This window comes from Sphingopyxis terrae subsp. terrae NBRC 15098 (assembly GCF_001610975.1).
In the GTDB taxonomy this organism is placed as follows: domain Bacteria; phylum Pseudomonadota; class Alphaproteobacteria; order Sphingomonadales; family Sphingomonadaceae; genus Sphingopyxis; species Sphingopyxis terrae_A.
The window spans coordinates 3,220,009-3,246,232 of sequence record NZ_CP013342.1 but is presented as its reverse complement, the minus strand read 5'-3'; the positions used below and the strand labels follow the sequence as shown (position 1 = coordinate 3,246,232).

The window sequence follows — 26,224 nt, the reverse complement described above, 5'->3', positions numbered from 1 at the left end:
CCCGCGCGGGGGTCCAACAGGCGCGCCATGCTCTCCAAGCCCAACCTGCCGCGCTGGATGCGTCTGTGGCAGTTGCGCGCCGGCCGGCGCGCGCGCAGCGAGGTCGTCGATATCCGGCGGCGCGTCGCGATGGTGGGCGGGGCGCTGCTGCTCGGCTTCGTTGCCCTCGTCTTTGCAGCGGCGGGCGACAAGGTTCAGCGGCTGATCTTTCAGATATCGGCGGTCGCCTGGTGGTTGCCGCTGCTCATCACGCCATCGGTATTCGCGCTGATCGTTTGGTTGACCAACCGCTATGTCCCCGACGCGCGCGGGTCGGGCATTCCGCAGATCATCGCGGCGGGTCGCTATCCCGATCAGGCGGCCGACGGCCCGCTGGTGTCGCTCAAGACCGCCTTTGCCAAGCTTGCGCTGACGCTGACGACGCTCGCCGCGGGCGGATCGGTGGGACGCGAGGGGCCGACGGTTCAGGTCAGCGCGGCGATCATGGTCGCGATGCATCGGCTGCTCAAGGTCCGCATTTCCGCCGGGGTGTTCATCGCCGGCGGTGCCGCGGGGGTCGCCGCAGCCTTCAACACGCCGCTCGCCGGGATCGCTTTCGCAATCGAGGAACTCGCATCCGCCTATGAACAGCGCGTCGCGGTGCTGACGATGGGGGCGGTGATGATCGCCGGTCTCGTCAGCCTGTCGGTGGCGGGCGACTATGTCTATTTCGGCGCGATGCGCGAAACGCTCCCCGTGGCCGACGTGCTGTTGATCGCGCCAATCGCGGGGATCGGCGGCGGCCTGGCCGGCGGGCTCTTTGCGCGGATCGTGCTGGCGGCGAGCGACCGGTCCGCCGGCTGGGCGCGCAAGGCGGCGGCGCGCCCGATCCTTTTCGCAGCCGTTTGCGGCCTCGTCGTCGCGGGGGTGAGCATCGCGACCGGCGGCGCGACGTGGGGCACCGGCTACGACGTCACCAAATTCCTGGTCGAAGGCAACCACGGCAAGCTGTGGTTCTTTCCCGCCAAGTTCGTGACCGCGCTCGCCTCGACGTTGAGCGGCGCGCCGGGCGGCATTTTCGCGCCCTCGCTCGCGGTCGGCGCCGGGTTCGGCAATTTGTTGACGCCCGCCTTCCCCGACAGCCCGACCGGCGCGGTGGTGATGATGGGCATGGTCGCCTATTTCGTCGGGGTCGTGCGCGCGCCGCTGACCGCCGTCATCATCCTGATCGAGGCGACCGCCGCGCGCGGCGTGATCCTGTCGCTGTTCGCGACGGCGCTGATCGCCGACTGGACAAGCGCGCAGGTCTGCCCCACCCGCCTCTATCATGGGCTGTCGAAGCGGATGATGCCGACGAAGCAGAAAGCAACAGCGGCGCCATCGGAGGGCTAAATTCCGGGCGCCAGGTGGCGGCTTTGGGGTGGGAAGGCGACCGGCAGCTATGGAATAATCGGACCGTCAAAGCTGACATCGCCTTATTGTGACAGCGCAGATTCGTATCTCGCAATCAGATCGGCAAAGTGAAGCTTTGCTCGGGCAATGCACGCTCGGTGCCAATAAGTGAACAGCAATACCGCCACCCCGGCGACAGACGGCCCGACGATCCAATCTGTCTGGCCATCACGAATGGCTAGGCCGACCGCAAATGCCATCAGGGCGGCCACAACCCAAGCCTGAACTGTAAAGAACGGAACGAGTTTCCACCACATAGGGGGAATAGGTCTGCCGCTTCTCGGGTCGAATGTGATGGAATAGAGAGCGCCCATAGCTGCTAATCTCATACCTCGACAATGTCTGCAATGGCGGCCGAACAATTCGCCTTAAGCGGCAACAATTGGTCGTAACCGGCCATTTGCCAGGATGCACGCCCGCCTAGGGAATGGCGTAGGTCACGTTCGCCTGTCCGACCGGCTTGTCGGGATCGTCGGTCCACACGCGGACATCCATCACCGCGAGCCGCTTGCCAAGGCGCAGCATATAGGCGTCGGCCATGACCGGGCCCGGTCGGCACGGGCGCAGGAACTGATAGTTGAGCGCGCTCGTCACCGCCATCGCGACGGGGCCGATATGGGCGAGGACGAGGGCGTAGGCGGCCATATCGGCAAAGCCCATCTGCGTCGGGCCGGAAATCAGCCCGCCGGGGCGCAGCGCCTTGTCGTTGGGATCGATGCGCGCCTGGATATGGCCCGGCGCGGCCGCAACGACATGGCCACGCGACCCCGGTTCGGAGTGGGGGAAGGCTTCGGCCATGAAGGCGTTGAGCGCGTCCGCATCCATGCGGATCGCGCTCGCCGAGATAGGCGCCTCCCCCGCCACGATTTTTAGCGCGACAGCTTCTTGTAGGTCGTCGCGTGCGGGCGCGTCGCTTCGTCGCCGAGGCGGCGGATCTTGTCCTCCTCATAGGCTTCGAAATTGCCTTCGAACCATTCGACGTGGCTGTTGCCCTCGAACGCCAGGATGTGGGTCGCCAGACGGTCGAGGAAGAAGCGGTCGTGGCTGATGACCACGGCGCAGCCGGCGAAATTTTCGAGCGCTTCTTCGAGCGCCGCGAGCGTTTCGGTGTCGAGGTCGTTGGTCGGTTCGTCGAGCAGGAGGACGTTGCCGCCCTCCTTCAGCATCTTTGCCATATGAACGCGGTTGCGTTCGCCGCCCGACAGCATGCCGACCTTCTTCTGCTGGTCGCCGCCCTTGAAGTTGAAGGCGCCGACATAGGCGCGGGTCTGCATCTGATGCTTGCCGATCGTCATCAGTTCGTGCCCGCCCGAGATTTCTTCCCAGACATTCTTATTGGGGTCGAGCGCATCGCGGCTCTGGTCGACATAGCCAAGGCGCACGGTGTCGCCGATCACGACCTCGCCGCTGTCGGGGGTTTCCTGACCGGTGATGAGCTTGAACAGCGTCGACTTACCCGCGCCGTTCGGCCCGATGACGCCGACGATGCCGCCCGGCGGCAGGGTGAAGGACAGATCTTCGAACAATAGCTTGTCGCCATAGGCCTTCGAGACATTGTGAACCTCGATTACCTTGCCGCCCAGACGTTCGGGCACCTGAATGACGATCTGCGCCTTGCCGGGGGTGCGGTTCTCCTGCGCTTCAACGAGCTGGTCGAAGCTCTTGATACGTGCCTTCGACTTGGCCTGGCGTGCCTTGGGCGACTGCCGGATCCATTCGAGTTCGTCCCGGATCGCCTTCTGGCGGCCCGCTTCCTCGCGCGATTCCTGTTCGAGGCGCTTCGCCTTCTTTTCCAGATAGGTCGAATAATTGCCCTCATAGGGGAAATAGCGACCGCGATCGAGTTCGAGGATCCAGTTCACGACATTGTCGAGGAAGTAGCGATCGTGGGTGACGAGGATGACGTTGCCCGGATAATCAACGAGATGCTTTTCGAGCCAAGCCACGCTTTCGGCGTCGAGGTGGTTGGTCGGTTCGTCGAGCAGCAGGATCGACGGCTTTTCGAGCAGCAGGCGCGTCAGCGCGATACGGCGCTTTTCACCGCCCGACAGGCTTTCGACGCCCCAGTCGCCCGGCGGACAACGCAGCGCTTCCATCGCGATTTCGAGCTGGTTGTCGAGCGTCCAGCCGTCGACCGCGTCGATCTTTTCCTGCAACTCGCCCATTTCGGTCATCAGCGCGTCGAAGTCGGCGTCCTCGGGCGGATCGGCCATCAGCGCGCTGATCTCGTTGAAGCGATCGAGCATGTCGGCGACGGGGCGGACGCCGTCCATGACATTTTCCTTCACCGTCTTCGTCGGATCGAGTTCGGGTTCCTGCGCCAGATAGCCGAGGGTAATCCCCTCGCCCGGCCACGCTTCGCCGGTGAAATCGGTGTCGATGCCCGCCATGACTTTCATCAGCGTCGACTTGCCGGTGCCGTTGGGGCCGACGATGCCGATCTTCGCATCCGAATAGAATTGCAAATTGATGCCGTTGAGCACCGGCTTTTGCGCGCCGGGATAGGTCTTGGTCAGACCCTTCATCACGAAACTATATTGGGCGGCCATGAAATGCTCCGAAACTGGCTGAGCCGCGCAGCGCGCGGCCGGAAGAGAATGAGGTCGCGGGCCGGTTAGCGAATGGGCGCGCGCTTGGCAATCGACGCTTGCGGCAGGGCGTATTGGCTGGTTAGGACAGAGGCATGACACATCGCTGCACCATCACTCGCCTGACCGGCCTCGCCGCCTGTCTTTTGTCCACCGCCGCCTTTGCCGCGCCGAGCGCCGTCGAGATGGCGCAAACGGGCGAAGACCCGGCGCTCAAGATCACCGAAGACCTTACGACCGAGATCGGACCGCGCATGGCGGGGACCGAAGCCGAGGCCGCTGCCCGTAAATGGGCGGTCGAACGGCTGCGTTCAATGGGCTTCGCCAATGTTCGTGAAGAAGCCTATGCCATGCCGGTCTGGGTCCGCGGCGCCGAGACGGCCGAACTCACCGGACCGTTCCACCCCCAGAAGCTCGCGATCGCCGCGCTGGGCAACAGCGGCTCGACCGGTGCCGGCGGCATCGAGGGCGACATCGCCTATTTCCCGAGCTTCGACACGCTGAAGGCCGCGCCCGATGCCGCGGTCAAAGGCAAGATCGTCTTCATCGACAACCAGATGAAGGCGGCGCAGGACGGCAGCGGCTATGGCTATTTCGGACGCGGGCGCTTCGTCGGTCCAAACGCCGCCGCCAAAAAGGGTGCCATCGCCATCGTCATCCGATCGATCGGCACCGACAGCCATCGCAATCCGCATACCGGCGTGACCAATTTCGAAGCCGGTGTCACGCCGATCCCGGCAGGCGCCATCTCCAATCCCGACGCCGACCTGCTCGTCCGGCAGTGGCAGCACGGCAAGCCGCTGCGGCTGAAGCTGTTGCTGACCCCGAAAACACTGGGCGATCAGCCGTCCGGCAATGTCATCGCCGAAGTCCCCGGCAGCGATCCCAAGGCAAGCCCGGTCATCATTGCCTGCCATCTCGACAGCTGGGACCTCGGCACCGGCGCGATCGACGATGCGGCGGGCTGCGGCATCATAACGGCTGCAGCGAAGCTTATCATGGCCGCCGGCCAACCGCGGCGAACGATCCGCATCCTGTGGGCCGGCGCCGAAGAAGTCGGCGTGTTCGGCGGCAAGGCCTATTTCGACGCCCATGGCAAGGAACGTCATGCCGTTGCCATGGAGTCGGATTTCGGTGCCGACCGCGTCTGGCGCGTCGATTTCAAGCTGCCCGAGAGCGCAGCCGGACTTGCCGACCGCATCGCCGCCTCACTCGCGCCTTATGGAATCACCCGCGGAAAGCTGCCTGCGGGTGGTGGCGCCGATGTCGGCGCCCTGATCGATTCGGGGGTGCCGACCATCGACCTGCAACAAGATGGGACACGCTATTTCGATATCCACCACACGCCCGACGACACGTTCGACAAGGTGGATCCCGCACAAATCCGCCAAAATGTGGTCGCCTGGACGGTAACGATCGGGCTGCTTGCAAATAGCGCCGATGCCGAGCTACCATGACGGACAGCGCGGGGTAATCAGAACAGGGCGCGCCTGCCATCTCAATTATTTTTGTTGACGATTGGTACGGAACGTCTAAATCCCGCCGCTCGCGGGACGGGAAAGTTTCCCCAGCGCGGAATGGCATTTTAGGGAGCCCACACATCATGAAGAAGTTTGCTGCTATCGCTGTTGCTGCCAGCATGTTCGCCCTCGCCGCTTGCGGTGAAAAGGCTGCTGAAGAAGCGACCACCGAAGCTCCGGCTGCTGACACCGCTGCTGAAGCTGGTGCGGACACCGCCGCTATGGCTGCTGACTCGGCTGCTGCTGCTGCCGACACGGCTGCTATGGCTGCTGACACCGCCGCTGCCGCTGCTGACTCGGCTGCGACCGCTGCCACGGCAGAAGAAAAGAAGTAAGTCACAGCCCTTCGGGGCAATGACCGAAACAAAGGGCGGTCTTCCTTCGGGAAGGCCGCCTTTTTCTTTGCGCGCTGCTTTTTCGCCTCTGTCAGCCTGGGTGCGCGCTCCAGCTCAGTTGATCCGGCCCTCGATGCTCAGCGTGAAGCTGGTGGGCGTGCCGGTCGATCCCGCCATGCTGCCCTGCGGCCGCAGACAGACATAGCGCACCGCAGGATCATAGGCGGCCACCGGCGAATAGGTGCAGGCGGCAAAGCTCGCTGGCGCGGTTGCGGCATTGGAATAGCGGATATCGCTCGCGGCGCTGAAGGTCAGCGCGCTCGTCGGCGACCCCTGGGTGAAAACCGGCGACGCGGCGGTCCCGACGCTGATCTGCGCCGGCAAGCTGTCGACGATAAGCACGCTGTTGCTGTCGGTCGCAGTCGGGCCGCTGTTCTGGACGGTTAAGCTGTAGCGAACGATCGCGCCCGGTATCGCCTTCGGGTTCGCCGTGCCGCTCACCGGGTCCGATACCAGCGTCGAACTTTTGGCGATTGCCAGCGTGGCGTTCGATCCGCGCTTGGTATTGGTGATGACGCAGGCGATCACGTCACCCATTTGCGGCGTCACACTGCCGCCCGCGGCTGTCGGCAGGACCGTCGAAGAGGTCGCCGCATTGGTGCAGCTCATCGTCGCCGTATACTGACCCAACGTCGTCGTCCCGGCTGCCGCTTCCGACAGGCTGTACGCCGTGCCGGCGCTCAGCTGTACCTGCGGCGTCGAGCCGTTCGATACGGTCGCCCCGCTGCCCGTCGTGGTCGTGGTGCCGACCACCGTGGCACCCTGCGCGATCGTCAGCGTGAACTGGTCGCCGCTGAACTGACGGCCGGACGCTGCCAGAGCCTTGGTCAATGTCAGATGCGGATAAGGCGTCTCGGTAAAGGTGCATTGCACCGCATCGCCGAACTGGAGCGATCCGAAATTATAGGCGGTGGTGACGACATTGGTTGGCAGCGGTGTGCTCGAACCGGTTGCCGTGTTGGTGCAGGTCAGCACCGAGCGATAATGCGACAGGCTGTTGACGCTGCCGGCGGCCATCGTCTGGTTCAGCGTCAGCGGGATCGCCGCCGAGCTCGACAGCGCGGCCGAGGTGAAGGGACCAAGGCCGGTGCCGCTCGACGTCCCCGTTGCCAGCGTCGATCCCGTTCCCGTCGTGTTGACCGAAAAGGTGAACTGGTCGGCCGGGTTGGCGCGTGCGCCCGAAATCTGCGTGTTCAGCCGGATCGAGGCGAAGCGCACCGCGAACATCGCGCCTTGCAGCCCCCCGCCTACCAAAGTCGTGGTCACCGACGTCGGCGATGTCGACCCCATGATATAAGCACCCACGGTTCCCGCGGCGCCCGTTCCGGTGAAGCTGTTCGTTCCCGTCCCCGATGTCGTCGGAAAGGTGCTGCCGCTGATCGGCCCGGCGCGATCGAGCTCCTGCCAGTTGCCGCCATTGGTCTGGAACTGCAGCGATTCGCCTTCGTTGCTCGACTCGCCGTCGGCGGCGACAAACATATAGGCGCTGATCGTCCCGGCTGCGGGCGGCGTCAGCGCGATGCTGCTGATTGCGATGGTCGTTGTTCCGGCCGCGGTCTGATACATGATAGGACGCCCGGCGATGCCAAGAAAAGCCGTATTGCCGACCGCACTGCCCGACCAGGACGGCGATGTAGCGGCGGTCATCGCCGCCCCCGATACCTTGAGGTTGAAGCTCATCACCGTGCCGTCGGACAGGGTGAAGGAAAAATTCTGTCCGGACGCCGATCGCGCCGTCGTTTCGCTGTAACCGGTAAAGTCGAGCCAGCAATAGGTCTGCCAATCGGCGGGCCCGGTCGATCCCTGAGCGGTCGCGTAATAGCAATTGGCCGCCATTGCGGGACTCGCAGCGCATAGTGCTGCAAACAGCGCCGCCAGCGCCGCGAACAGTTTCTTCAGACTGCCGCCGGTCATCTCGATATCTGGTCCCTATCTCGACCCACGAGCATAGAGCGGATTGTTTAGCAGCGGGTTAAGCATGGCCGCGCGCGGCCAGAGGGGCGCTGCGGTGAAGCATTGGTCGGGGAGACAGGATTCGAACCTGCGACATCCTGCTCCCAAAGCAGGCGCGCTACCGGGCTGCGCTACTCCCCGACCGTGGAAGGCGCCTTAGACAGGCTTGGGGCGCAAGTCTATCCCGCTGACGTCGCGATCAACCGCGCATAGAAATCGATCATACGTTTGAAGCTGTCGACGGCCATATGCTCGTTGGTGCCGTGGATCATAGCCGATTCCTTCAGCGTGAAGTGCATCGGCATGAAGCGATAAACGTCCTCGGACACGCCCTCCATGCTGCGGCTGTCGGTGCCGCCAACGACAAGCATCGGGCTGAGCACGGCCTCGGGCGCGTCGGCGCGCGCTGCCGCGGCGATCCATTTCCACCCCTGCGACGTCGTCGAAGAGATGCGCGACGGTTCGCGCGGCGGCTTGACCCAGGCGAGATCGACCTTGGCATCGCCCACCGCGGCCTTCGCCCGCGCCATGATGTCGGACGACCGGTTCCAAGGCGCGATGCGATAGTTTATGAGCGCATTGGCCGATTGCGGCAGCACATTCTCCTTGGGGCTGCCCTCGAGCATCGTCGGCGCGATCGTGGTGTGAAACGCCGCCGCGGTCGAGGTCGAGCCGTCAAGCTGGCGCTTGAGTATCGGCCCGAACAGCCACTGGTTGGCGACCGCCATCTTGGTGACGCCGCCCTTCTTTGCGGCGAGCACTTCGATCATCGAGGCACCGGGGCCGCGCAATTCCATCGGAAAGGGATCGCCGGTGATGTCGAGGATCGCCTTGGCCAGCGTCTCGACCCCGGTTTCCGCGGGCGGCATCGAGCTATGACCGCCAGGCGCATTGGCCGTGACCTTAAGCGTGCCATAGCCCTTTTCGCCGACGCCGATCAGGATGGCCGGGCCGTTGATGACCGGCGTGTCGGTGAGCACGATGCTGCCTTCGTCGATGGTGAAGATCGCCTTGACGCCCTTCGCCTTGAGCTGCGCCGCGGCGGCGATCGCACCCGATCCACCCGCTTCCTCGTCGTGGCCGGAGACGAGGTAGATGCTGCGCTTCGGCTTGAAACCTTGCACTGCCAGCGCCTCGATCGCCTCGAACAGGCCGACGAGCGAGCCCTTGTCGTCGACGGTGCCGCGGCCCCATACCGCGTTATCGGCAATCGTCCCGGCGAAGGGCGGATATTTCCAGTCCTTCTCGGTCCCCGGGGTCACCGGCACGACATCCTGATGCGCCATGACGATAATCGGCGCCGCGGCGGGATCGCTGCCCTGCCATTGGTAGATCAACGTCTTGTTCGGCAGGATGGTGCGGGTCATCGCCGCATGGGCCGCCGGATAGCTCGCCGCGAGCCAGCCGTGCAGCCGGTCCCACTGCGCCCCGTCGTTGTCGGCGGCATCCTGATGCGAGATGGTCGGAATCTGGGCCGCTTCGCTGAGGTGCCGGACGGCGGCCTGCAGGTCGTACGTAGGCGCGGGCGCGAGCGTCACGTTGCTGCCGTCGGCGATGTCCTTGGGCGCAAAGGTCGCGGTTCGCACGCCCACGACAGCCCCGATCGCCACGATGACCGCCAGCCCGCCGAGCAGGATCGTCTTCTTGCTTGCCATGTCCCTCTCCCTTTCAACTCGGCCCAATGGACAGCGACCGGTTGCAATTTGCAAGGGAAATGGTGGGCCCGGCAGGACTCGAACCCGCAACCTAGCCGTTATGAGCGGCCAGCTCTAACCATTGAGCTACAGGCCCCCGAGAGGGATCAGCGGGCGATAGCCGAGCGCGTCGCCATTGCCAATATGCCGTCGGTGTCGATTGCGACGATGCCGCGCCGCGCCAGATGGTCGAGCACCACGTCCCACCAGCGATAGAAGAGATCGAGGTCCGCGTCGCTGCGCACATAGGGCGTGTTGCCCGGTTGCAGCGAGGGCGAGTGAAACGAAAAGTTGAGAATGGGCAGGCGCTGTTCGATCGCGATGTCGATCGCGCGGCACGCCTTGTCGGCAGGAATGCCTTCGGGGGTCAGCGCGATGCGTTCGACGAGCCCCAGACGCGCGAGTGCGGCGCCGGCGCGCAGCCCATCGCGCGCGACGCGGTGATAGACGGGCGGACCAAGGCGGCCGAGCGCCCCCCCGAAGACGGTTGTGACCGGGACTTCCAGAATGGCATCGCTGCCCTGCCCCACCCACCAGGGCCGGAGCGGCGCACAGCGATAGTCGGGACCATGGCCGGGGCGGTAATCGAAGCCCGACCGGACCGACGTGTCGAGCCGAAAGCCGAGGTCCGCTAGCATCGTCGCGCTGCTGCGTCCCAGCCCGTAGCGCCCCGCACGATAAGCGAGCGGCGCGGCGCCGAACCGGTCGCGGATGCCGTCGCGGAGCGTCTGCATCTTGGCGCGCTGCAGTGTTTCGGGGAGATTGCCGGTGTAGCTGTTGCGGTCATTCACCGCCTCGTCGAACGGCGGCGTGACCCAGGGATGGAGTTGCGCGCCGATGTCGCAGCGGCCTGACGCCAGCGCCGGTGCTAGAATGGCGACCGCCCGGTCGTCCTGCACGATCGGCCAGTCGACGAGATAGATGGGACGCACCCCGGCCCGTTCGAAATAGGATTGGCAGGCGGACAGCGCGGGGACCGAATCGAGCCGGAAACCGGTCCGCGAAAATGGTCCGTTCCAGTCAAAATCTTCCTCGGTATCGATCGTCACCCAAAAGCGCGGCGCCTCACCGTTCTTGAGTGCAATTTGACCGGATTCCGGAGGATAGGCCTGAATATTGGCCGCAGAACCCACCTTATTCCCCTTTACCCCGCCCCTATGCGGTTCGGCTATTCGCCGTGTTGGGCACCTAGTTCGGTGTCGGCCCTTGGGTTGGCCGAGGGAAGATACAAGGTCAAGGCATTATGACCGATATCGAGTCGTCCCCCGGCGCCGCGCGCCAGGCTGTCGACCAGTCGCAACGAAAAGCCGAGGCTGAGGATCGCGGCGCCGGGCGCCTCACCCTCGGGACTGAAGCCCGGATCAAGCAGATCGGCCGCCGATGCGAAGCGGATCGCCGCGGGACGCACGATGCGCAGTTGCAGCATGTCATCGGGACCGGCCTCCGCAACCAGTTGCCCGACAAGCGTCGTACCGGCTTCGCAAATATCGACGAGTGCGGTGAGCAGCCGACCGACCATCCGCCGCGAATTGGCATCGTCGGCATGGGCCAGAAAGGGGCCGCCGACGCGCGAAATGCTGAGGTCGATCCGCTGGTCGGCGAGCAGCGGCGCCAGGTCGCCTTCGATCTGCGCCATCACCGTAGCAAGGTCGGCGACCTCGTCGCTCGCCTTCGTCTCGACGACCCCTGTCGAACGTGCCGCGACCTCAAGATCGTCGATGATGTCCTGAACCGCGCCTGCGTCGGCGATGATCGAATCGGCCATCTTGCGATAGGCGCCGCTGACCGGACCAAACATCTGTCCCGAAATAATCTGGGCAAAGCCCGAAATCGCATTGAGCGGGCTGCGCAGTTCATGGATCAACTGCCGGATAGAGTCGCCCGAATCGCTCGATTCCGGGCGGCCATAAGGCAATTCGTTGTGCTGCGGCCGCCGAGCGGTGCCGCGATAGCCGCAAAACTGGCCGGTCGCGGGATCGAACCAGGGCAACGCCGAAAAGCGCCACTCGCCGGCGTCGGCTGCCGACCCTTCAAGGACCATACGGGCGTTGACGATTTCGGCACGCTGCCGAAACGCGCCCACTGCGGCGCCATCGGTCCCTGGCTCGCCGCCCAAGGCACTCTCGGCGATGGACAGACCGATCGCCGCGCCGCGGGTTATTCCGTCGACCCAGCGGATCACGCCGTCAGGCCCGGTTTCAAACAGGAAGCTCGTGCGCGGCCTTGCCGGAGCGGGCTTGCTGCGCGACGACTGATATTTGTCAATTCGCCGTACCAGTTCGCTGATCTGGCTCGCAGGTGCGTTGTCGACGACGTCCGCTGCCGACGCGTCGGCGGCCGCGATCGCGGGTTGCGGCAGCGCGACCGATCCCGCTCCCAAACTGTCCAGTGCGCGGCGCACGCTCACGGGCAAATCGCTGCGCCCGGCGAGGATCGAGCGCGCGGTGGCGGCGGTCGTCGGCAGCATCGCCAACCAGTCCGCTTCGGCCAGCCGGGCACGGCGCAGCATCGTCGCGGATACCGCCGGCACATCATTCGCATAAAAGGCGACCAGCGGCGCAAAGCGCCCATGGCGGGCCACCGCAACGGCGCAATCGCGCCGCACCTTTTCAGGCACATCGCGGCGCAGCACCGCGAGCGCGTGGAAGGCGCGGCGTATATCGGTCGTATCCAGTTGATTGCCGCGCTGCGCCAGAATATCGGTGAGCTGGCGCCACGCGGCGATGCTCGCACGGCGGTCCGCCGGCGCTTGCCGCAAGATGGTCGCGATCATCGAGTCAGCGGTCACGCGAGGCCAGCCCATTCCCGTTTTGTTGGTTAGCGGAAGCTTAGCGGCTAGCGTGAATCAATCGCTCACGAAAGAGGGTAAGGGCGCCACGTCACATTGTGGGACAATTGCAATCGCCTGAAATAATATTATGGTGAGGGCAATCGGGGAAAGCGGATGTTTCAATGATGGCAAGCCAGAAGTTCGATCAAATTGATTTGCAGATCCTCAACGAGCTGCAGAAAAATGGGCGGATAACCAATGTGGAATTGGCACAGCAGGTGGGGCTGACGGCTCCCCCGTGCCTGCGCCGCGTCCGCGCACTGGAGGAGTCGGGCGTGATACGATCCTATCACGCCGATCTCGATGCCGCGAAGCTGGGTTACGGGATCACCGTCTTCGCGATGGTCAGCCTGCGCAGTCAGGCCGAATCCGACCTCAAGGCGTTCGAGGATTATGTCGGCGGGCTGGCCGAAGTGCGCGAATGTTACATGCTCAACGGCGAAATCGACTTCCTGCTGAAGGTCGTCGCGCGCGACTTGCAGAGCTTTCAGTCGTTCCTGACGGCGCATCTCACCTCGGCACCGAATGTCACGAGCGTGAAGACGTCGCTTACGATTCGCACCGCCAAACAACTCGCCGGCATCCCGGTCGAGCCATAATCGCGGCGCGCACGAAAAAGGGCGCCCTCCCCAGCGGGAGGGCGCCCTTTTTTATGTCCGATCAGTTCGCCGGTGCGGCTGCGGGAGCCGCTGCTGCGGCTGCAGCGGGCGCTGTTGCCGAGAGGTGGATGGTCCACAGTTTCGCCAGACGTGCCCGGTCACCCTGCACCTTTGCGAAGCTGGCGATCGCCGCATCCTTCTGTCCCGCGAGAGCCTGCGCCACGCCGAGGCGATATTGCGCAAGCGGGTCGCCGCCGGCAGCCGCCTTTTCATACAGCGAGATCGCGGTCGCATAGTCGCCGATGCCGACAAGGCCGTCGGCGGTCTGGCGCGCCAGCTTGGGGTTCGCCGCGGTTGCGGGTTTGGCCGCGTCGGCCTTGAGCGCGACGGCGTCGGCCTTGGCCCGCGGTTCCTGCGATTCGAGGATCGTGTTGAAACGCTCGTCGGACGTCTGGATGACGTTCGCAGCCTGGCCTTCCTTGATCACGGCAACCGCTTCACTCGGATAGCCCGCCTCGGTCGCCAGCGCGGCATATTCAAGATATTCGGGACGCTGCGTCATCGACTTGGTTGCACGCATTAGGCGGAACGTGTCGAGGTTCATGACCTTGTCGCTCGCTTCCTGCTGCAGCAGGATGAAAAGCGTGTTCCGCCAAATCACCGGCTGCGGATAGTCCTGCAGGCGCATCGCCAGCATATCGAGCAGTTCGCCATTGCGCTTCGCCGCCTGCAAGGCGCCTGCCGGACGAACATAAAGTTCTTCCGACGGCACACGGCCCGCGGCACGCGCAGCAGCGATTGCTTCCTTCGCAACAGCAAGCCCCTGATCGACCTGGTTCAGCTTGAGATAGCTGTCCATCAGAAGAACCGACAGGCCCTGCTCGGTCGAACCGGCGGCCTTTGCTGCTTCCAGACGCTTGACGGCCTTCGCATAATCCTTGTCGCCATAGGCGAAATTGCCCGAGAAGAAATTATAGGCGGCCAGGCTTTCCGGCGGCGTCAGGCCCGATTCGAGCATGCCGTCGAGCGCCTTGCCCTGGATCGCCTTGTCGGTCTTGCCGATTCCGAGCTGGAGTTCGTAGAAAGATACGAGATATTTGTCGTCGGGGCTCGTCGCGCTCGCCTGCCCTTCGGCGAGTGCGGCTTCGAGGGCCGCCATGTCCTTGGCCTTCGCCGCCTCGGTCAGCTTCTTGAGCGCAGGGCTGAATTCCTTGCTGGGCTTGAGCTGCGCGCCCTTCTGCTCTTCTTCCTTTTTCGGCTTTTCCTTCGCGGCGGCGGGCGCGGCGACAATCAGGGCGCAGCCGAGGACGGCGGTAACGGCGGTTGCGGACGTCTGGCGGAAACGCTTGAACATCGAAATCTCTCCTTTGTATCGGCCGCCGGTTTCCCGCACGAACAGGTCCGGCCACGTTCAGCAACGCGGCTAGCCCCGTCGCGTTGCCATGGCAAGACGACCACAGTCGATATTTCCAATGGGGATTGCCGCCTGAACGGCGTTTGAACCCGAAACCGGGTCAGCCGATGGCGTCGATGGCGGCGTTGATATCGCGCAGCACTGCCGGATCGCCCGGGACCCCGGCCATCGCGCCTTCCGCTAGCTCAATCAGCGAGATGACGCCGAAGGTCGCGGCGAGGCTCTTGAGCCGCAGCGCCGCCATATGCCAATTGGCATCGCAGCGCGACCGGCGCATCAGGTCGGCTAGCTCGTGGGCGCTGTCGGCAAAAACGGCGCGCAGATCCATCGCCATCGCCGCATCGTCGCCGATGGCCGAAGAGAGAAAGCGATCGAGAGGGCCGCTGTCGAACGACATTCCACAGCCTTGACAGCCCATGGTTAAGTTTCCGTTTCATGGCGGGCATTTGATGCTAAGATGGCCTGATGACGGGGGAAAAGAAAATCGTCGGTCTGTGGCGGGAGTCCGCGGCAAACCGGGAGAATGAGCAGCCGGCGCAGACCGATGCACCGGCGAGTGAAGCCGCGTCCGCCCTCGAAGCCGAGGTTCCGGTCGAGCGCGAATGGCTCGATATGACGCCGGTCGCGACCGATGACGACGATATGCCCGATCCGCAGAGCGGCGCGTGGCGCGACCGGCTGATGCCGACGCTGTTGGTAATCATCGGCCTCGGCTGGTGCCTGTTCGCCCTGTTTACCGCGACGAAGGGTTTTGCGCGTCCGGTCGCGCTCGATCAATGGCCGGCGCTTGTCGCGACCCTGTCGATGCCGCTCGTTTTGCTGACTCTGCTCTGGATGGCGTTGCTGCGGTCGAGCCGGTCCGAACAGGCTCGCTTTGCTCGCCTCGCCGCGGCGCTGCGCCATGAAAATGATGCGCTTGCGCAATCGATGGCGGTGCTTGGCGAGAAACTCGGCGAGGCTCAGCGTCAGCTTTCCGAACAGGCGCGCAATGTTCAGCAGCTGGGCGTCGATGCCGTGCTCCGGCTCAACGACAGCAGCGACAAGCTCGCAACCAATGCGTCGGTCATCGCCAATGCCCACGATCAGCTCGCGCGATCGGGCGACGTCGCGATGCAGCGCATGGACGGCCTGCTCGCCGGGCTGCCGCGCATCGACGATGTGGCGCAGCGGCTCGCGGTCAATTTCCGCGAAGCGGGGCTCGTCGCACATCAGCAGGGCGCGAATCTTGAAGCCAAGCTCGCCGAACTCGGCGAAGAGGCGGCCAAGGCCGCGCGGACCGGCGAAGCCGCCGCAGCGGGCCTCCACGAAGCGCTCGGCGCGCTGCAACAGCAGACGCAGGAAACCGAATCGGGGCTGATTGCCGCGGCGTCGCAAGTCACCGACGCGCATGGCGTCGCGCTGGCCCAAATCACCCAATCCTCGGCCTCGATCCGCGATACGCTACAGACGACGGTCGATAATCTGGGCGCGCGCCTCGATACCACCTGGCAGCAATATCGCGACCGGGTCGATGCCGCCGCAGACCAGATGGATGCACGTCTTGCGTCGGCAGAAGCAGCCGGCGCGGCGCTTGGCGACCAGCTCGCGGCGCATGGCACGGCGAGCGAGGAACTGGCGGCGCGGATTACGGCGCATGTCACCGAAACGCGGCAGCAGCTCGAGGTGCTCGATGTCAGCGTATCGGCCAGCACCGGTGTCATCGGTCGCGCGATCGACGATACCAAGGCCCAACTGGGCGCCTTCATCGCCGATGTGCAGACCGGCAATAATTCGGCGCATCAGCTTATCACTCACGCCGAGTCGCTGTTGCTCGCGCTCGATGCGGTGACGCGCGAACTCGACGAAACGCTGCCGCATGCGCTCGACCGCATGGCCTTGCACGGCAAGGCGACCCAAGGTGCGCTCGGGCAGATCAAGCCGCTGCTTGAAGCCTCCGAACTCGTTGCGCAATCGACCTTGTCACACGTCAACGCAGTCAAATCGACGTTGCAGGCGAATGAAACCAAGATGGCCGAGCATGGCGAAAGCCAACAGGCGCTGACCGACCGGGTCAACGCAGCGCTTGCCGACGCCGATGCGGCCTTGGCCCGGCTGCGTGCGGGGGCGGACGATTTTGCCGATCAGGGCGGCGCGCGCATGATCGCTACCCTCGCCGAAGTTAAGTCCACCGCCGAATCCGCAGCCGACGAAGCGCGGCAGACGCTCGAGCGACTGGTCGGGAATGCCCGCGATGCGATGCAGGCGACCGCGACCGAGGCCATCGACGCGGCGTTCAAGACCGAAGTGACGGCGCAGCTCAAGGCGGTCGAGGATGCCTCGCAGCGCGCGGTGGAAGCGGCGAATGGCGCCGCCGATCGGCTCATGCGCCAGCTCATTACGATCATGGACACCAGCGCCAGCGTCGAACAGCGCGTCGCCGAAGCCGAGCAGGCCATCGCCGCATCGGACCGGGATTCGCTCGCAAAGCAGGTCGGTATCCTCACCGAAGCGCTCAAATCTAGCGCGATCGATATTACCAAGGTGATGTCGAGTGAGGTCAGCGACGCCGCGTGGGACGCCTATCTGAAGGGAGACCGCGGCATCTTCGCGCGGCGCGCGGTGAAGCTGCTCGACAACAGCGAAACCAAGGAAATTCTGCGCCTCTACCAGAATGACGATGGTTTCCACGCAGCAGTCAATCAGTTCATCCATGACTTCGAAGCGATGCTGCGCCTGCTGATCGGCGCGCGCGACGGATCCGCGATCAGCGTGACGCTGCTGTCGTCGGACATCGGCAAGCTTTACGTGGCACTGGCACAGGCGATCGACCGCCTGCGGAGCTGATTGCGGAACCGGGGCGCGCGGCAGTGGATGGGCCTGCTACGACCAATTGTGGTCGTCATTCCAAGGTACCAACGATCCTAATAGCCGTCGTTAGTTTTCCCAAACATCTCCCTTTAGCCCGTGATTTTCTTCGAAAATTTCAATTATCGACTGAGCATCTCCGGGTGTCGCGGCGGTCAAATCCTCCAGAGCGACACTGACCCCATCTGGGCTGATGATCCGATTAGTGACTCGCAAAACTCCGGTGAATGGGTGGGTGTCGCAGAAGGCTTCGACCGACCTTGTAATCCGGAATGACAATACATCGCCGACCTGAGGAATCAGGGGTAAGCGCATGCTGCCTGAGATCATGCCAAACGCGGCGTTCGTGGTGAACAGTGATATGTCTAGATGAACGTCAAACACGGTCTGGCTCCGAAGCGGCTCGGTAGGGGCATAGGCAATCAGTCTTAACGTCCCTTTTGCACCGATCTAAGGCCGAAAGCCGCCTTTCTGCTCTCCACCCCAAACCGGCCCTTCGACCCGAAGCCGCTGCCCGCGTCGCGTCAGGCGCGGCCGCTCAGGACGTCAGGGTTTGTCCAGCCGTTGATATAGGCGACATAGAAGAGGCCGAAGGCGATCGTGGCGACGATCGTGATCTGGATCAGAATGCGCAGCGGGTGGAAGCGCGCGGGTGCGCCCGGTTCCTGGCCATCGATCAAGGGCACGGCATCATCTTCGGCACGGCGGCCGTGGAAGGGCAGTACGAAGAAGGTGCTGAACGCCCAGATAAGCAGGTAGATGGCGAGCGCCGAGGTCCATTTCATCGGTCAGATATCCAGAATCAGCACATCGACGATCGGCTTTTTGCCGGTCCAGTCGGTTGCGATGCGCCGGACGCCAAGACGGATCGCTTCCTTGAGGGCGTCGCGGTCGCGCGCCGGGGATTTGGCTGCCTTTTCTGCAGCGGCGTTCATTTCGTCGAGAAAGACCTCGCGCTCGTCCTCGACCGGTACGCCGCGATACTGGATCGCACTGTCCGCGAATTTGCCCTTGGACAGCACGACCGCGACCGAAATCTGGCCGTAGAAGGACAATTTGCGCCGCTCATTGATCGTTTCGCCATCGGCGGGCAGGATCACGTCGCCGTCGAGGATCAGTCGGCCCGAGCGCACGCGCTCGAGGATATGAGCGGAACCGGGGGCCAAGCGCACCAGATCGCCATTTTCCTGCACCAGCGCGTCGGGGACGCCTTGTTCGAGAGCGAAACGCGCCTGTTCGTGCATATGGCGGATCTCGCCATGCACCGGCACGATCAGCCTGGGACGCAGCCAGCCATAAAGCGCCGCAAGTTCGGGCTGCCCCGGATGGCCGCTGACGTGAATATGCGCCTGCTTTTCGGTCACGGTCAGAATGTCGCGCGCCGCGAGCTGGTTCATGATCTGCCCGATCGCAATCTCGTTGCCCGGGATCTGCTTCGACGAAAAGACGACCGTATCGCCTGCCTCAAGCTTGATCTGGTGAATCCCTTCGGCGATGCGCGCGAGCGCGGCGCGTGGTTCGCCCTGCCCGCCCGTCGCGACGATCATCACCTTGTCGCGCGGCAGCCGCATCGCTTCGTCGAAGTCGACCGTCGGCGGGAAATCCTTGAGATACCCCGCGGTGCGTGCAACGCCCAAAATGCGATCGAGCGACCGCCCCGCGACGCACAGGGTGCGCCCGGTGGCCTTGGCGACCTGCCCCAGCGTGTCGAGGCGCGCCGCGTTGGAGGCGAACGTGGTGACGACCACCCTCCCCTTCGCCGCGCCGACGGCGGCGAGCAGACCATCGCGCACGCCGCCCTCGGTACCCGATGCCTGCGCATTGAAAGCATTGGTCGAATCGCAGACAAGCACATCGACGCCTTCATCGCCCACCGCGGTCAGCGCCGCGGCGCTCGACGGTGTGCCGATGACCGGATCGTCGTCGAGCTTCCAGTCGCCGGTGTGGAAGACGCGGCCATAGGGCGTATCGATCACCGCCGCGCTCATCTCGAGGATCGAGTGGGCGAGCGGCATCAATCGGATACCGAACGGGCCGATGCGGAACTGCGCATCGATATCGACAACCTTCAGCTCGACCTCTTTCTCCAGCCCTTTCTCGGCGAGCTTGTGCGCGATCAGGCCGGCGGTGAAACGATTGGCATAGAGCGGCACGCCAAGGTCGGCGGCGAGATAGGGAATCGCGCCGATATGATCCTCATGCCCGTGGGTCAGGATGATGCCGAGCAGGTCGGCCTTGCGATCCTCGATAAACTCAAGGTCGGGCATGACGATGTCGATGCCGGGATAATCCTGCGACCCGAAGCTGACGCCGAGATCGAGCATGATCCACTTGCCGTCGCAGCCATAGAGATTGGCGTTCATGCCGATCTCTCCCGAGCCGCCGAGCGCGAGGAAAAGCAGTTCCTTGCCGGGAACGGTCATGCCGAAATGCCTCTCTGATTATAGAGGTGCATCAACCCGTTGAGCGTCAGATCGGGTTCGACCCGGTCGAACAGATGCGCCTGTTCCTGAAACAATATCGCGAGCCCGCCCGTCGCGATGACGGTGACAGGCTTGCCGATTTCCGCCTTCATGCGGTGCATAAGCCCCTCGATCATCCCGACATAGCCCCAATAGACGCCGATCAGCATCTGGCTTTCGGTGGTGCGGCCGATGACGCTGTTCGACGCCGGTGCCTCGATCGCGATGCGTGGCAGCTTGGCAGCGGCATTGACGAGCGCTTCGAGCGACAGATTGACCCCGGGCGCGATGATGCCGCCGAGATAGGCACCGTCGGGCCCGATATGATCGAAGGTCGTCGCAGTGCCGAAGCTGATGACCAGCTTGTCCCTGCCCGGCTCGATCGCTTGCGCCGAAATGGCGTTGCAGGCGCGGTCGGCGCCCACCGCCTGCGGCTCGTCGACCTTGAGCGCGATGCCCCAGCTTACCGGTTCGCGCCCGGCGACGAGTGCCTCGACACCGAAATATTTGTCGGCGAGAAGTTGCAGATTGTGGAGCGCACGCGGCACGACGGTCGAGATAATCACGGCGTCGATTTCAGCGCGGTCGAGCCCTTCGAGCCGCAGCAATTGATCGAGCCACACCATATATTCGTCGGCGGTGCGCCGGTCGTCGGTCGCGATGCGCCAGCGCGCGACCGCCATCGAGTCGCGGAAAACAGCGAATTTCGCGTTGGTGTTGCCGACATCGATCGCGAGCAGCACGGTTATGTCCCCTCCTCTACGGGTCGCCGCAATTCGACGTCACCCGCATGCACCAGCATGACCTCCCCGTCGGCGCCGCGCAAGCGCAGCGCTCCGTCGGGCGCGAGGCCGTCGAAATATCCGTCGAGTACCTGTTCGGACACATGTAGCGGCGTGCTCACGGGATGCCCCAGCGGCAACCAGGCGCGCACGATGCTTTCGACGCCTTCCTGGCGCCAGGTCCAGAGCGCATCGGCCATGGCGACCGCCAGCGCATCGGCAAAGCGGTCGCGGTCGATCGCCGCGCCCTTTTCGGCGAGCGATGCGGTGGCACGGTCGGGCAGATCGGGCGCGGAAACCAGATTGACGCCAATCCCGATCACTACGCTGTCGCCGCTGCGTTCGAGCAGGATGCCCGAGCATTTGGCACCGTCGGCCAGGACATCATTCGGCCATTTGAGCTGGAAGTCGATCGCCGGCGCGAGCGCGCGGATCGTCTTCGCCAGCGCGACCCCGGCGACCAGCGCCAGCGTCGCGGCGAGCGGGTCGCCGGCGCGCAACTGCACCACCGTCGATCCCATGAAATTGCCGAGGCCATCGCCCCATGCGCGGCCCAGCCGCCCGCGTCCGGCGGTCTGGCGGTCGGCGACGAGCCAATGCCCCTCGCCGACATGCTCGCCCGCCGCCAGCCGCGCCAGCAGGTCGGCGTTGGTCGAACCTGTCTGCGCGACCCGCTCGATCGGCGGGATCAGAACAGCACCGCAGCCGCGGTGGCGGAGACGACCGCCAGCACCGGAATGAAGAAATAGCCGACGACCGACAGCCACAGGGCGCTGGCGGTAATGACCGCATCCTCGACCACGACGCCGCCGGTACCGAATTCAACCTCCGACTTGTCGTCGAAGTACATCGTCTTGATGACCGCGATGTAATAGAAGGCCCCGATCACCGACGCGACGATCCCGGCAATCGCCAACGGCAGCAGATTGGCATCGACCGCGGCCTGGAACACCAGATATTTCGGCCAGAAGCCAAAGAGCGGCGGAATGCCGGCGAGGCTGAACAGGAACACCGCCATCGCCGCGGCAAGCCCCGGGCGGCGCTGCGAAAAGCCTGCGAGCGCCGGGATGCTTTCGATCGGATTGCCGTCGGTATCGCGCAGCTGGAGCACGACGAGGAAGCTGCCGATCGTCGTCACGACATAGACGAGCAGATAGGTCAGCACCGACTCGACGCCCTGCTGGGTGCCGGCGGCCAGGCCGACGAGCATGAAGCCGACATTGTTGATCGACGAATAGGCAAGCAGGCGCTTGATATTCTTCTGCCCGATCGCCCCGACAGCGCCGAGGATGATCGACGCGAGCGCGAGGAAGATCATGATCTGCTGCCACGCCGCGGTCGCCGGACCCATGGCTTCGATGACGACGCGCGTCATGAGCGCCATCGCCGCGACCTTCGGGGCGCTGGCGAAGAAGGTCGTCACCGGGGTCGGCGCGCCTTCATAGACGTCGGGCGTCCACATGTGGAAGGGCACCGCGCTGATCTTGAACGCCAGACCGGCGATCACGAAGACGAGGCCGAACAGCAGACCGTTGTTCATGCCGCCGCCCATCGCCTGCGCGATGCCGGCGAACTGCGTCGTTCCCGAAAAGCCGTAGAGCAGCGAAATGCCGTAAAGCAGCATCCCCGAAGCCAGCGCGCCAAGGACGAAATATTTGAGCCCCGCCTCGCTCGACCGGTCGTCCGACCGCATGAAGCTGGCAAGCACATAGGCGGCAAGGCTGTTGAGCTCGAGCCCGACGTAGAGCGTCATCAGGTCGCGCGCCGACGCCATGATACCCATGCCGAGCGCCGCGAACAGGATCAGCACCGGATATTCGGCGCGCATCGCGTCCTTGAAGAAGGGCGGCGCGATCAGGATGCAGATGAAGCTTGCGGCATAGATGAGCAGCTTGGCAAAGCCGCCGAAGGCGTCGACTTCCAGCGTATTCGAAAAGACCGAAGCCTGCGTCCCGAACATCGCGACGACCGCCGCCGCCGCGGCAGCGAGCGTGATGAGCGCCGCGAGCTGATAAAGGCCAACCTGACGGTCACCACCAAAGGTGCCGAGCAGCAGCGTAACGAGCCCGCCGATCGTCAGGATCAGTTCGGGCCAGATGAGGGCGAGATCGGCGGTCATTGGACGCCTCCCGCATGATGCGCTTCGCCGGCGGCGGCGGCCTCTCCATGCGCGTCGTGCGCCGCCTTGGGCTTGCCGGCGGTGACGTGGGCATCGCCGGCGGGCTTGGCGGGCGCAAGGCGCGCGACCACCGTGGTCACGTCGCCGCGGATCGGGGCGAGGAAGCTTTCGGGATAGACGCCCATCCACAGCGCCACCGCGGCCAGCGGCACGAAAATCGCCCATTCGCGGGGATTGATGTCGGGCATGGCCTTCACATCGTCCTTGGTCAGTTCGCCGAACACGATGCGGCGATAGAGGTAAAGCATATAGGCGGCGCCCAGGATGATCCCGGTCGTGCAAACCAGCGCGACCCAGCTCGACGCTTCGTAGATACCGGCGAGGCTCAGGAATTCGCCGACGAAGCCGCTGGTCCCCGGAAGGCCGATCGACGCCATGGTGAAGAGCATGAAGAACAGCGCATAGGCCGGCATGTTCACCGCGAGGCCGCCGTAGCGGTCGATCTCGCGCGTGTGCAGCCGGTCATAGATCACGCCGACGCAGAAGAAGAGCGCGGCCGAAACGACCCCATGGCTGAGCATGATGATCATCGCGCCTTCGATGCCCTGCTGGTTGAAGGCGAAGAGGCCCGCGGTCACGATCGCCATGTGGGCGACCGACGAATAGGCGATCAGCTTCTTCATGTCGCTCTGCACCAGCGCGACGAGGCTGGTGTAGACCACCGCGATCATTGACAGCGCAAAGACGATCCACATCAGCTGCGCCGAGGCATCGGGGAACATCGGCATCATGAACCGGATGAACCCATAGCTGCCCATCTTGAGCAGCACGCCCGCCAGGATCATCGAACCCGCCGTCGGCGCCTGGACGTGCGCGTCGGGAAGCCAGGTATGGACCGGCCACATCGGCATCTTCACCGCGAGGCTGGCGAAAAAGGCGAGCCACAGCCACGTCTGCATTTCCGGCGGGAAATTATAGACGAGCAGCGTCGGGATGTCGGTGGTCCCCGCTTCACGGATCATCGCGATCATCGCAATCAGCATCAGCACCGAGCCGAGCAGCGTGTAGAGGAAGAATTTGAACGCCGCATAGATGCGGTTCGCGCCGCCCCAGATGCCGATGATGAAATACATCGGGATCAGGCCGGCTTCGAAGAAGATATAGAAGAGCAGCAGATCCTGCGCCGCAAAGACGCCGATCATCACCACTTCCATGACGAGGAACATCGCCATGTAGAGGCCGACGCGCTTCGTCACGGATTGCCAGCTCGCCAGGATGCACAACGGCATCAGGAAGACGCTGAGCATGATCAGCACCAGCGCGATGCCGTCAATGCCGAGCGCATAGTTGAACGGGCCGAAGATGCCGCGATGCATCTCCTGAAACTGCCACTGCGCGCCGCCGATATCGAAATTCGCCCACAGCATGACGCCGAGCGCGAAGTCGATCAGCGTCGCCGCGAGCGCGATCAGGCGCGCGTTGCGATCGTCGGCGAAGACACAGGCGATGGCGGCGACCGCAGGGACCGCCAGCATCAGCGAAAGGATCGGAAGACCGCTCACTGGAACTTCACCATGGCCCAGCTGGCGAGGCCGACAAGACCGAGCAGCATCACGAACGCATATCCATAAACATAACCCGATTGCAGCCGGACCGCGAGCCGGGTGCCCCCCTGGATGAGTGCCGCCACACCATTGGGACCGAAACGGTCGATGGTGCCTTCATCCCCGCGCTTCCAGAAGAAGCGGCCGATCGCGAACGCCGGCTTGACGAAGAGGAAGTTGTAGAGCTCGTCGAAATACCATTTGTGGAACAGGAATTTGTGCAGCAGCGAGAACTGCGCCACGAACCGCGCAGGCAGCGTCGTGTTGCGAATATAGCTGTTCCAGGCAAGGAACAGGCCGATCGCCATCACCGTGAACGGCATCCACTTGACCCACAGCGGCACTTCGTGCGCCGCGTGCATCAAATGTTCGTTGAACGCCAAGCTGCCCTTCCAGAAAGCCGCGCCCTCTTCCGGGTAGATGAACTGGTGGTTGAAGAGCATCCCCGCAAACACCGCGCCGAGCGACAGCACGCCCAGCGGGATCAGCATGTTGATCGGGCTTTCGTGCGGATGATAGCCCGCCGTGCCATCGCCGTGCGCGTCTTGGTGAGGCGCATGGGCGTGATCGTCATGGCCGTGGCCATGATCGTCGTGCACCGCATGCTGGATATGCTCGCTCTGCTCCCACCGCGGCTTGCCATAGAAGGTCAGGAAGACGAGACGCCATGAGTAGAAGCTCGTCAGCAACGCGGCGAAAATACCGACCCAGAAGGCGATCTGGCCGCCACCGCCAGCAGCGAACGCTGCCTCGAGGATCCCGTCCTTCGAATAGAAACCGGCGAAACCCGCCACGCCCGCAATGCCGACGCCGGTGATTGCCAGCGTCCCCATCAACATCGCCCAATAGGTCAGCGGGATATGCTTCCGAAGGCCGCCATAATAGCGCATGTCCTGTTCGTGGTGCATCGCATGGATGACCGACCCCGCGCCCAGGAAAAGCAGCGCCTTGAAGAAGGCGTGCGTGAACAGGTGGAACATCGCCGCGCCATAAGCGCCGACGCCCGCCGCAAAGAACATGTAGCCGAGCTGCGAACAGGTCGAATAGGCGATGACGCGCTTGATGTCCCACTGGGTCGTGCCGACGGTCGCGGCGAAGAAGCAGGTGGCGGCGCCGACGAAGGTAACGACGCCCGCCGCGACCGGCGCGGCTTCGAACATCGGCGACAGGCGGCAGACCATGAACACGCCCGCGGTGACCATCGTTGCGGCGTGGATCAGCGCCGACACGGGGGTCGGACCTTCCATCGCGTCGGGAAGCCAGGTGTGCAAGCCAAGCTGTGCCGACTTGCCCATCGCGCCGATGAACAGCAGCAGGCAGAGCACGGTCATCGTGTCGAAGCGGTGGCCGAGGAAGCCGATCGTCGATCCGGCCATGCCCGGCGCGGCGGCCAGAATCTCGGGGATCGAGACGGTGCCGAACACCAGGAAGGTGCCGAAGATGCCGAGCATGAAGCCGAGGTCGCCGACGCGATTGACGACGAACGCCTTGATCGCTGCAGCATTGGCGCTCGGCTTCTTGTACCAGAAACCGATCAGCAGATAGGACGCCAAACCAACGCCTTCCCAGCCGAAGAACATCTGGACGAGATTGTTCGCGGTCACGAGCATCAGCATCGCGAAGGTGAAGAGCGACAGATAGGCGAAGAAACGCGGCTGATCCGGGTCCTCGCTCATATAGCCCCAGCTATAGAGGTGGACGAGCGCCGAAACGGTCGTGATGACGACCAGCATCACCGCGGTCAGCGTGTCGACGCGCAATTCCCAGTTGAACTGGAGCGCGCCCGACGAAACCCAGTGCAGCACCGGCGTGACACCCGCTTCGCCCGTTCCCGCGACGAAGGACAGGAAAATCGACCAGCTCAGCGCGCAGCTTGCGAACAGCGCACCGGTGGTCACGAGCTTTGCTGCGGTGGTGCCGATGGTGCGCTGGCCCAGACCTGCGACAAGCGCCGCGAGCAGCGGCAGGAAAACGATCGCCTGAATCACC

At 64.1% G+C, this 26,224-nt stretch carries 22 protein-coding genes and 2 tRNA genes; 5 read left to right on the top strand and 19 right to left on the bottom strand.

The genetic code is table 11. The features are described 5' to 3' along the window. Window positions 1-27: 27 nt before the first annotated feature. Window positions 28-1,371, top strand: a complete 1,344-nt coding sequence (locus AOA14_RS15445) for a chloride channel protein (protein ID WP_062902433.1) — start codon at window positions 28-30, stop codon at window positions 1,369-1,371. An 83-nt stretch (window positions 1,372-1,454) separates the two neighbouring features. Here the strand turns inward: AOA14_RS15445 and AOA14_RS15440 are convergent, their stop codons facing one another. From AOA14_RS15440 to ettA, 3 genes are all read right to left on the bottom strand, one after another. Beyond that, window positions 1,455-1,745 carry a hypothetical protein gene (locus AOA14_RS15440; RefSeq protein ID WP_202988283.1) on the bottom strand — a complete coding sequence of 97 codons (291 nt, stop codon included), beginning with the start codon at window positions 1,743-1,745 and terminating at the stop codon, window positions 1,455-1,457. Window positions 1,746-1,851: 106 nt separating this feature from the next. Further along, window positions 1,852-2,295: a PaaI family thioesterase gene (locus AOA14_RS15435; RefSeq protein WP_003051729.1), complete on the bottom strand. Its 444-nt coding sequence runs from the start codon at window positions 2,293-2,295 to the stop codon at window positions 1,852-1,854. A gap of 5 nt (window positions 2,296-2,300) precedes the next feature. Continuing rightward, window positions 2,301-3,980 carry an energy-dependent translational throttle protein EttA gene (gene ettA, locus AOA14_RS15430; RefSeq protein ID WP_003051732.1) on the bottom strand — a complete coding sequence of 560 codons (1,680 nt, stop codon included), beginning with the start codon at window positions 3,978-3,980 and terminating at the stop codon, window positions 2,301-2,303. A 134-nt stretch (window positions 3,981-4,114) separates the two neighbouring features. Between ettA and AOA14_RS15425 the strand changes: the two genes are divergently transcribed. Both AOA14_RS15425 and AOA14_RS15420 read left to right on the top strand, forming a co-directional pair. Beyond that, window positions 4,115-5,476, top strand: coding sequence for a M28 family peptidase (locus tag AOA14_RS15425; protein WP_062902431.1), 1,362 nt, complete (start codon window positions 4,115-4,117; stop codon window positions 5,474-5,476). 146 nt (window positions 5,477-5,622) lie between these two features. Then, a complete protein-coding gene (locus AOA14_RS15420; protein ID WP_003051737.1) occupies window positions 5,623-5,874 on the top strand; it encodes a hypothetical protein in 252 nt (83 codons plus the stop codon). Window positions 5,875-5,988: 114 nt separating this feature from the next. On the opposite strand, the gene AOA14_RS15415 is transcribed toward AOA14_RS15420, so the two are convergent. The 6 genes from AOA14_RS15415 to AOA14_RS15390 form a co-directional block, all read right to left on the bottom strand. Further along, on the bottom strand, window positions 5,989-7,848 hold the full coding sequence (locus AOA14_RS15415) for a CshA/CshB family fibrillar adhesin-related protein (RefSeq protein WP_062902430.1): 1,860 nt from the start codon (window positions 7,846-7,848) through the stop codon (window positions 5,989-5,991). A gap of 103 nt (window positions 7,849-7,951) precedes the next feature. Next, window positions 7,952-8,028, bottom strand: a tRNA-Pro gene (locus tag AOA14_RS15410). A gap of 38 nt (window positions 8,029-8,066) precedes the next feature. Then, window positions 8,067-9,542: a M20 family peptidase gene (locus AOA14_RS15405; protein WP_062902429.1), complete on the bottom strand. Its 1,476-nt coding sequence runs from the start codon at window positions 9,540-9,542 to the stop codon at window positions 8,067-8,069. 60 nt (window positions 9,543-9,602) lie between these two features. After that, window positions 9,603-9,678: transfer RNA gene (locus AOA14_RS15400), tRNA-Ile, on the bottom strand. Window positions 9,679-9,688: 10 nt separating this feature from the next. Further along, window positions 9,689-10,630 (bottom strand): polysaccharide deacetylase family protein, encoded by a 942-nt coding sequence (locus AOA14_RS15395; protein WP_238929673.1) that lies wholly within the window; start codon window positions 10,628-10,630, stop codon window positions 9,689-9,691. Window positions 10,631-10,749: 119 nt separating this feature from the next. After that, a complete protein-coding gene (locus AOA14_RS15390) occupies window positions 10,750-12,384 on the bottom strand; it encodes a sensor histidine kinase (protein WP_062902427.1) in 1,635 nt (544 codons plus the stop codon). A gap of 152 nt (window positions 12,385-12,536) precedes the next feature. Between AOA14_RS15390 and AOA14_RS15385 the strand changes: the two genes are divergently transcribed. Beyond that, the gene (locus AOA14_RS15385; RefSeq protein ID WP_003051752.1) at window positions 12,537-13,010 is read left to right on the top strand and encodes an Lrp/AsnC family transcriptional regulator; all 474 of its coding nucleotides are present in this window, start codon (window positions 12,537-12,539) and stop codon (window positions 13,008-13,010) included. Between the two features lie 61 nt (window positions 13,011-13,071). Here AOA14_RS15385 and AOA14_RS15380 read toward each other — a convergent pair whose 3' ends face one another. Then, window positions 13,072-14,364, bottom strand: coding sequence for a hypothetical protein (locus tag AOA14_RS15380; protein ID WP_062902426.1), 1,293 nt, complete (start codon window positions 14,362-14,364; stop codon window positions 13,072-13,074). A 160-nt stretch (window positions 14,365-14,524) separates the two neighbouring features. Then, entirely contained in the window at window positions 14,525-14,821 is a 297-nt protein-coding gene (locus tag AOA14_RS15375; RefSeq protein WP_062902425.1) for a hypothetical protein, read from the bottom strand. A 68-nt stretch (window positions 14,822-14,889) separates the two neighbouring features. Between AOA14_RS15375 and AOA14_RS15370 the strand changes: the two genes are divergently transcribed. Then, window positions 14,890-17,247 carry a coiled-coil domain-containing protein gene (locus AOA14_RS15370; protein ID WP_062902424.1) on the top strand — a complete coding sequence of 786 codons (2,358 nt, stop codon included), beginning with the start codon at window positions 14,890-14,892 and terminating at the stop codon, window positions 17,245-17,247. Window positions 17,248-17,337: 90 nt separating this feature from the next. On the opposite strand, the gene AOA14_RS15365 is transcribed toward AOA14_RS15370, so the two are convergent. The 8 genes from AOA14_RS15365 to nuoL form a co-directional block, all read right to left on the bottom strand. Continuing rightward, a complete protein-coding gene (locus AOA14_RS15365) occupies window positions 17,338-17,652 on the bottom strand; it encodes a hypothetical protein (RefSeq protein ID WP_062902423.1) in 315 nt (104 codons plus the stop codon). Between the two features lie 140 nt (window positions 17,653-17,792). Further along, window positions 17,793-18,053, bottom strand: coding sequence for a DUF1467 family protein (locus tag AOA14_RS15360; protein ID WP_003051636.1), 261 nt, complete (start codon window positions 18,051-18,053; stop codon window positions 17,793-17,795). Between the two features lie 3 nt (window positions 18,054-18,056). After that, complete coding sequence (locus tag AOA14_RS15355; protein WP_062902422.1) at window positions 18,057-19,691, bottom strand: ribonuclease J; 1,635 nt, start codon at window positions 19,689-19,691, stop codon at window positions 18,057-18,059. After that, a complete protein-coding gene (locus AOA14_RS15350) occupies window positions 19,688-20,473 on the bottom strand; it encodes a type III pantothenate kinase (RefSeq protein ID WP_003051630.1) in 786 nt (261 codons plus the stop codon). The genes AOA14_RS15355 and AOA14_RS15350 overlap by 4 nt, the downstream gene beginning before the upstream one ends. Before the next feature lie 2 nt (window positions 20,474-20,475). Next, complete coding sequence (locus AOA14_RS15345; protein ID WP_082819952.1) at window positions 20,476-21,279, bottom strand: biotin--[acetyl-CoA-carboxylase] ligase; 804 nt, start codon at window positions 21,277-21,279, stop codon at window positions 20,476-20,478. Next, window positions 21,201-22,631, bottom strand: a complete 1,431-nt coding sequence (gene nuoN, locus AOA14_RS15340) for an NADH-quinone oxidoreductase subunit NuoN (RefSeq protein ID WP_062902421.1) — start codon at window positions 22,629-22,631, stop codon at window positions 21,201-21,203. Before nuoN ends, AOA14_RS15345 begins: the two co-directional genes overlap by 79 nt. Further along, window positions 22,628-24,193: an NADH-quinone oxidoreductase subunit M gene (locus AOA14_RS15335; protein ID WP_062902420.1), complete on the bottom strand. Its 1,566-nt coding sequence runs from the start codon at window positions 24,191-24,193 to the stop codon at window positions 22,628-22,630. The genes nuoN and AOA14_RS15335 overlap by 4 nt, the downstream gene beginning before the upstream one ends. Then, on the bottom strand, window positions 24,190-26,223 hold the full coding sequence (gene nuoL / locus AOA14_RS15330) for an NADH-quinone oxidoreductase subunit L (RefSeq protein WP_062902419.1): 2,034 nt from the start codon (window positions 26,221-26,223) through the stop codon (window positions 24,190-24,192). Before nuoL ends, AOA14_RS15335 begins: the two co-directional genes overlap by 4 nt. Window position 26,224 lies beyond the last annotated feature (1 nt).

Coding starts and splice junctions, on each gene's coding strand:
- AOA14_RS15445 (WP_062902433.1), top strand. CDS start 28: ATGCTCTCCAAGCCCAACCTGCCGCGCTGGATGCGTCTGTGGCAGTTG.
- AOA14_RS15440 (WP_202988283.1), bottom strand. CDS start 1,745: ATGGGCGCTCTCTATTCCATCACATTCGACCCGAGAAGCGGCAGACCT.
- ettA (WP_003051732.1), bottom strand. CDS start 3,980: ATGGCCGCCCAATATAGTTTCGTGATGAAGGGTCTGACCAAGACCTAT.
- AOA14_RS15425 (WP_062902431.1), top strand. CDS start 4,115: ATGACACATCGCTGCACCATCACTCGCCTGACCGGCCTCGCCGCCTGT.
- AOA14_RS15420 (WP_003051737.1), top strand. CDS start 5,623: ATGAAGAAGTTTGCTGCTATCGCTGTTGCTGCCAGCATGTTCGCCCTC.
- AOA14_RS15415 (WP_062902430.1), bottom strand. CDS start 7,848: ATGACCGGCGGCAGTCTGAAGAAACTGTTCGCGGCGCTGGCGGCGCTG.
- AOA14_RS15405 (WP_062902429.1), bottom strand. CDS start 9,542: ATGGCAAGCAAGAAGACGATCCTGCTCGGCGGGCTGGCGGTCATCGTG.
- AOA14_RS15390 (WP_062902427.1), bottom strand. CDS start 12,384: ATGGGCTGGCCTCGCGTGACCGCTGACTCGATGATCGCGACCATCTTG.
- AOA14_RS15385 (WP_003051752.1), top strand. CDS start 12,537: ATGGCAAGCCAGAAGTTCGATCAAATTGATTTGCAGATCCTCAACGAG.
- AOA14_RS15380 (WP_062902426.1), bottom strand. CDS start 14,364: ATGTTCAAGCGTTTCCGCCAGACGTCCGCAACCGCCGTTACCGCCGTC.
- AOA14_RS15375 (WP_062902425.1), bottom strand. CDS start 14,821: ATGTCGTTCGACAGCGGCCCTCTCGATCGCTTTCTCTCTTCGGCCATC.
- AOA14_RS15370 (WP_062902424.1), top strand. CDS start 14,890: ATGACGGGGGAAAAGAAAATCGTCGGTCTGTGGCGGGAGTCCGCGGCA.
- AOA14_RS15360 (WP_003051636.1), bottom strand. CDS start 18,053: ATGAAATGGACCTCGGCGCTCGCCATCTACCTGCTTATCTGGGCGTTC.
- AOA14_RS15355 (WP_062902422.1), bottom strand. CDS start 19,691: ATGACCGTTCCCGGCAAGGAACTGCTTTTCCTCGCGCTCGGCGGCTCG.
- nuoN (WP_062902421.1), bottom strand. CDS start 22,631: ATGACCGCCGATCTCGCCCTCATCTGGCCCGAACTGATCCTGACGATC.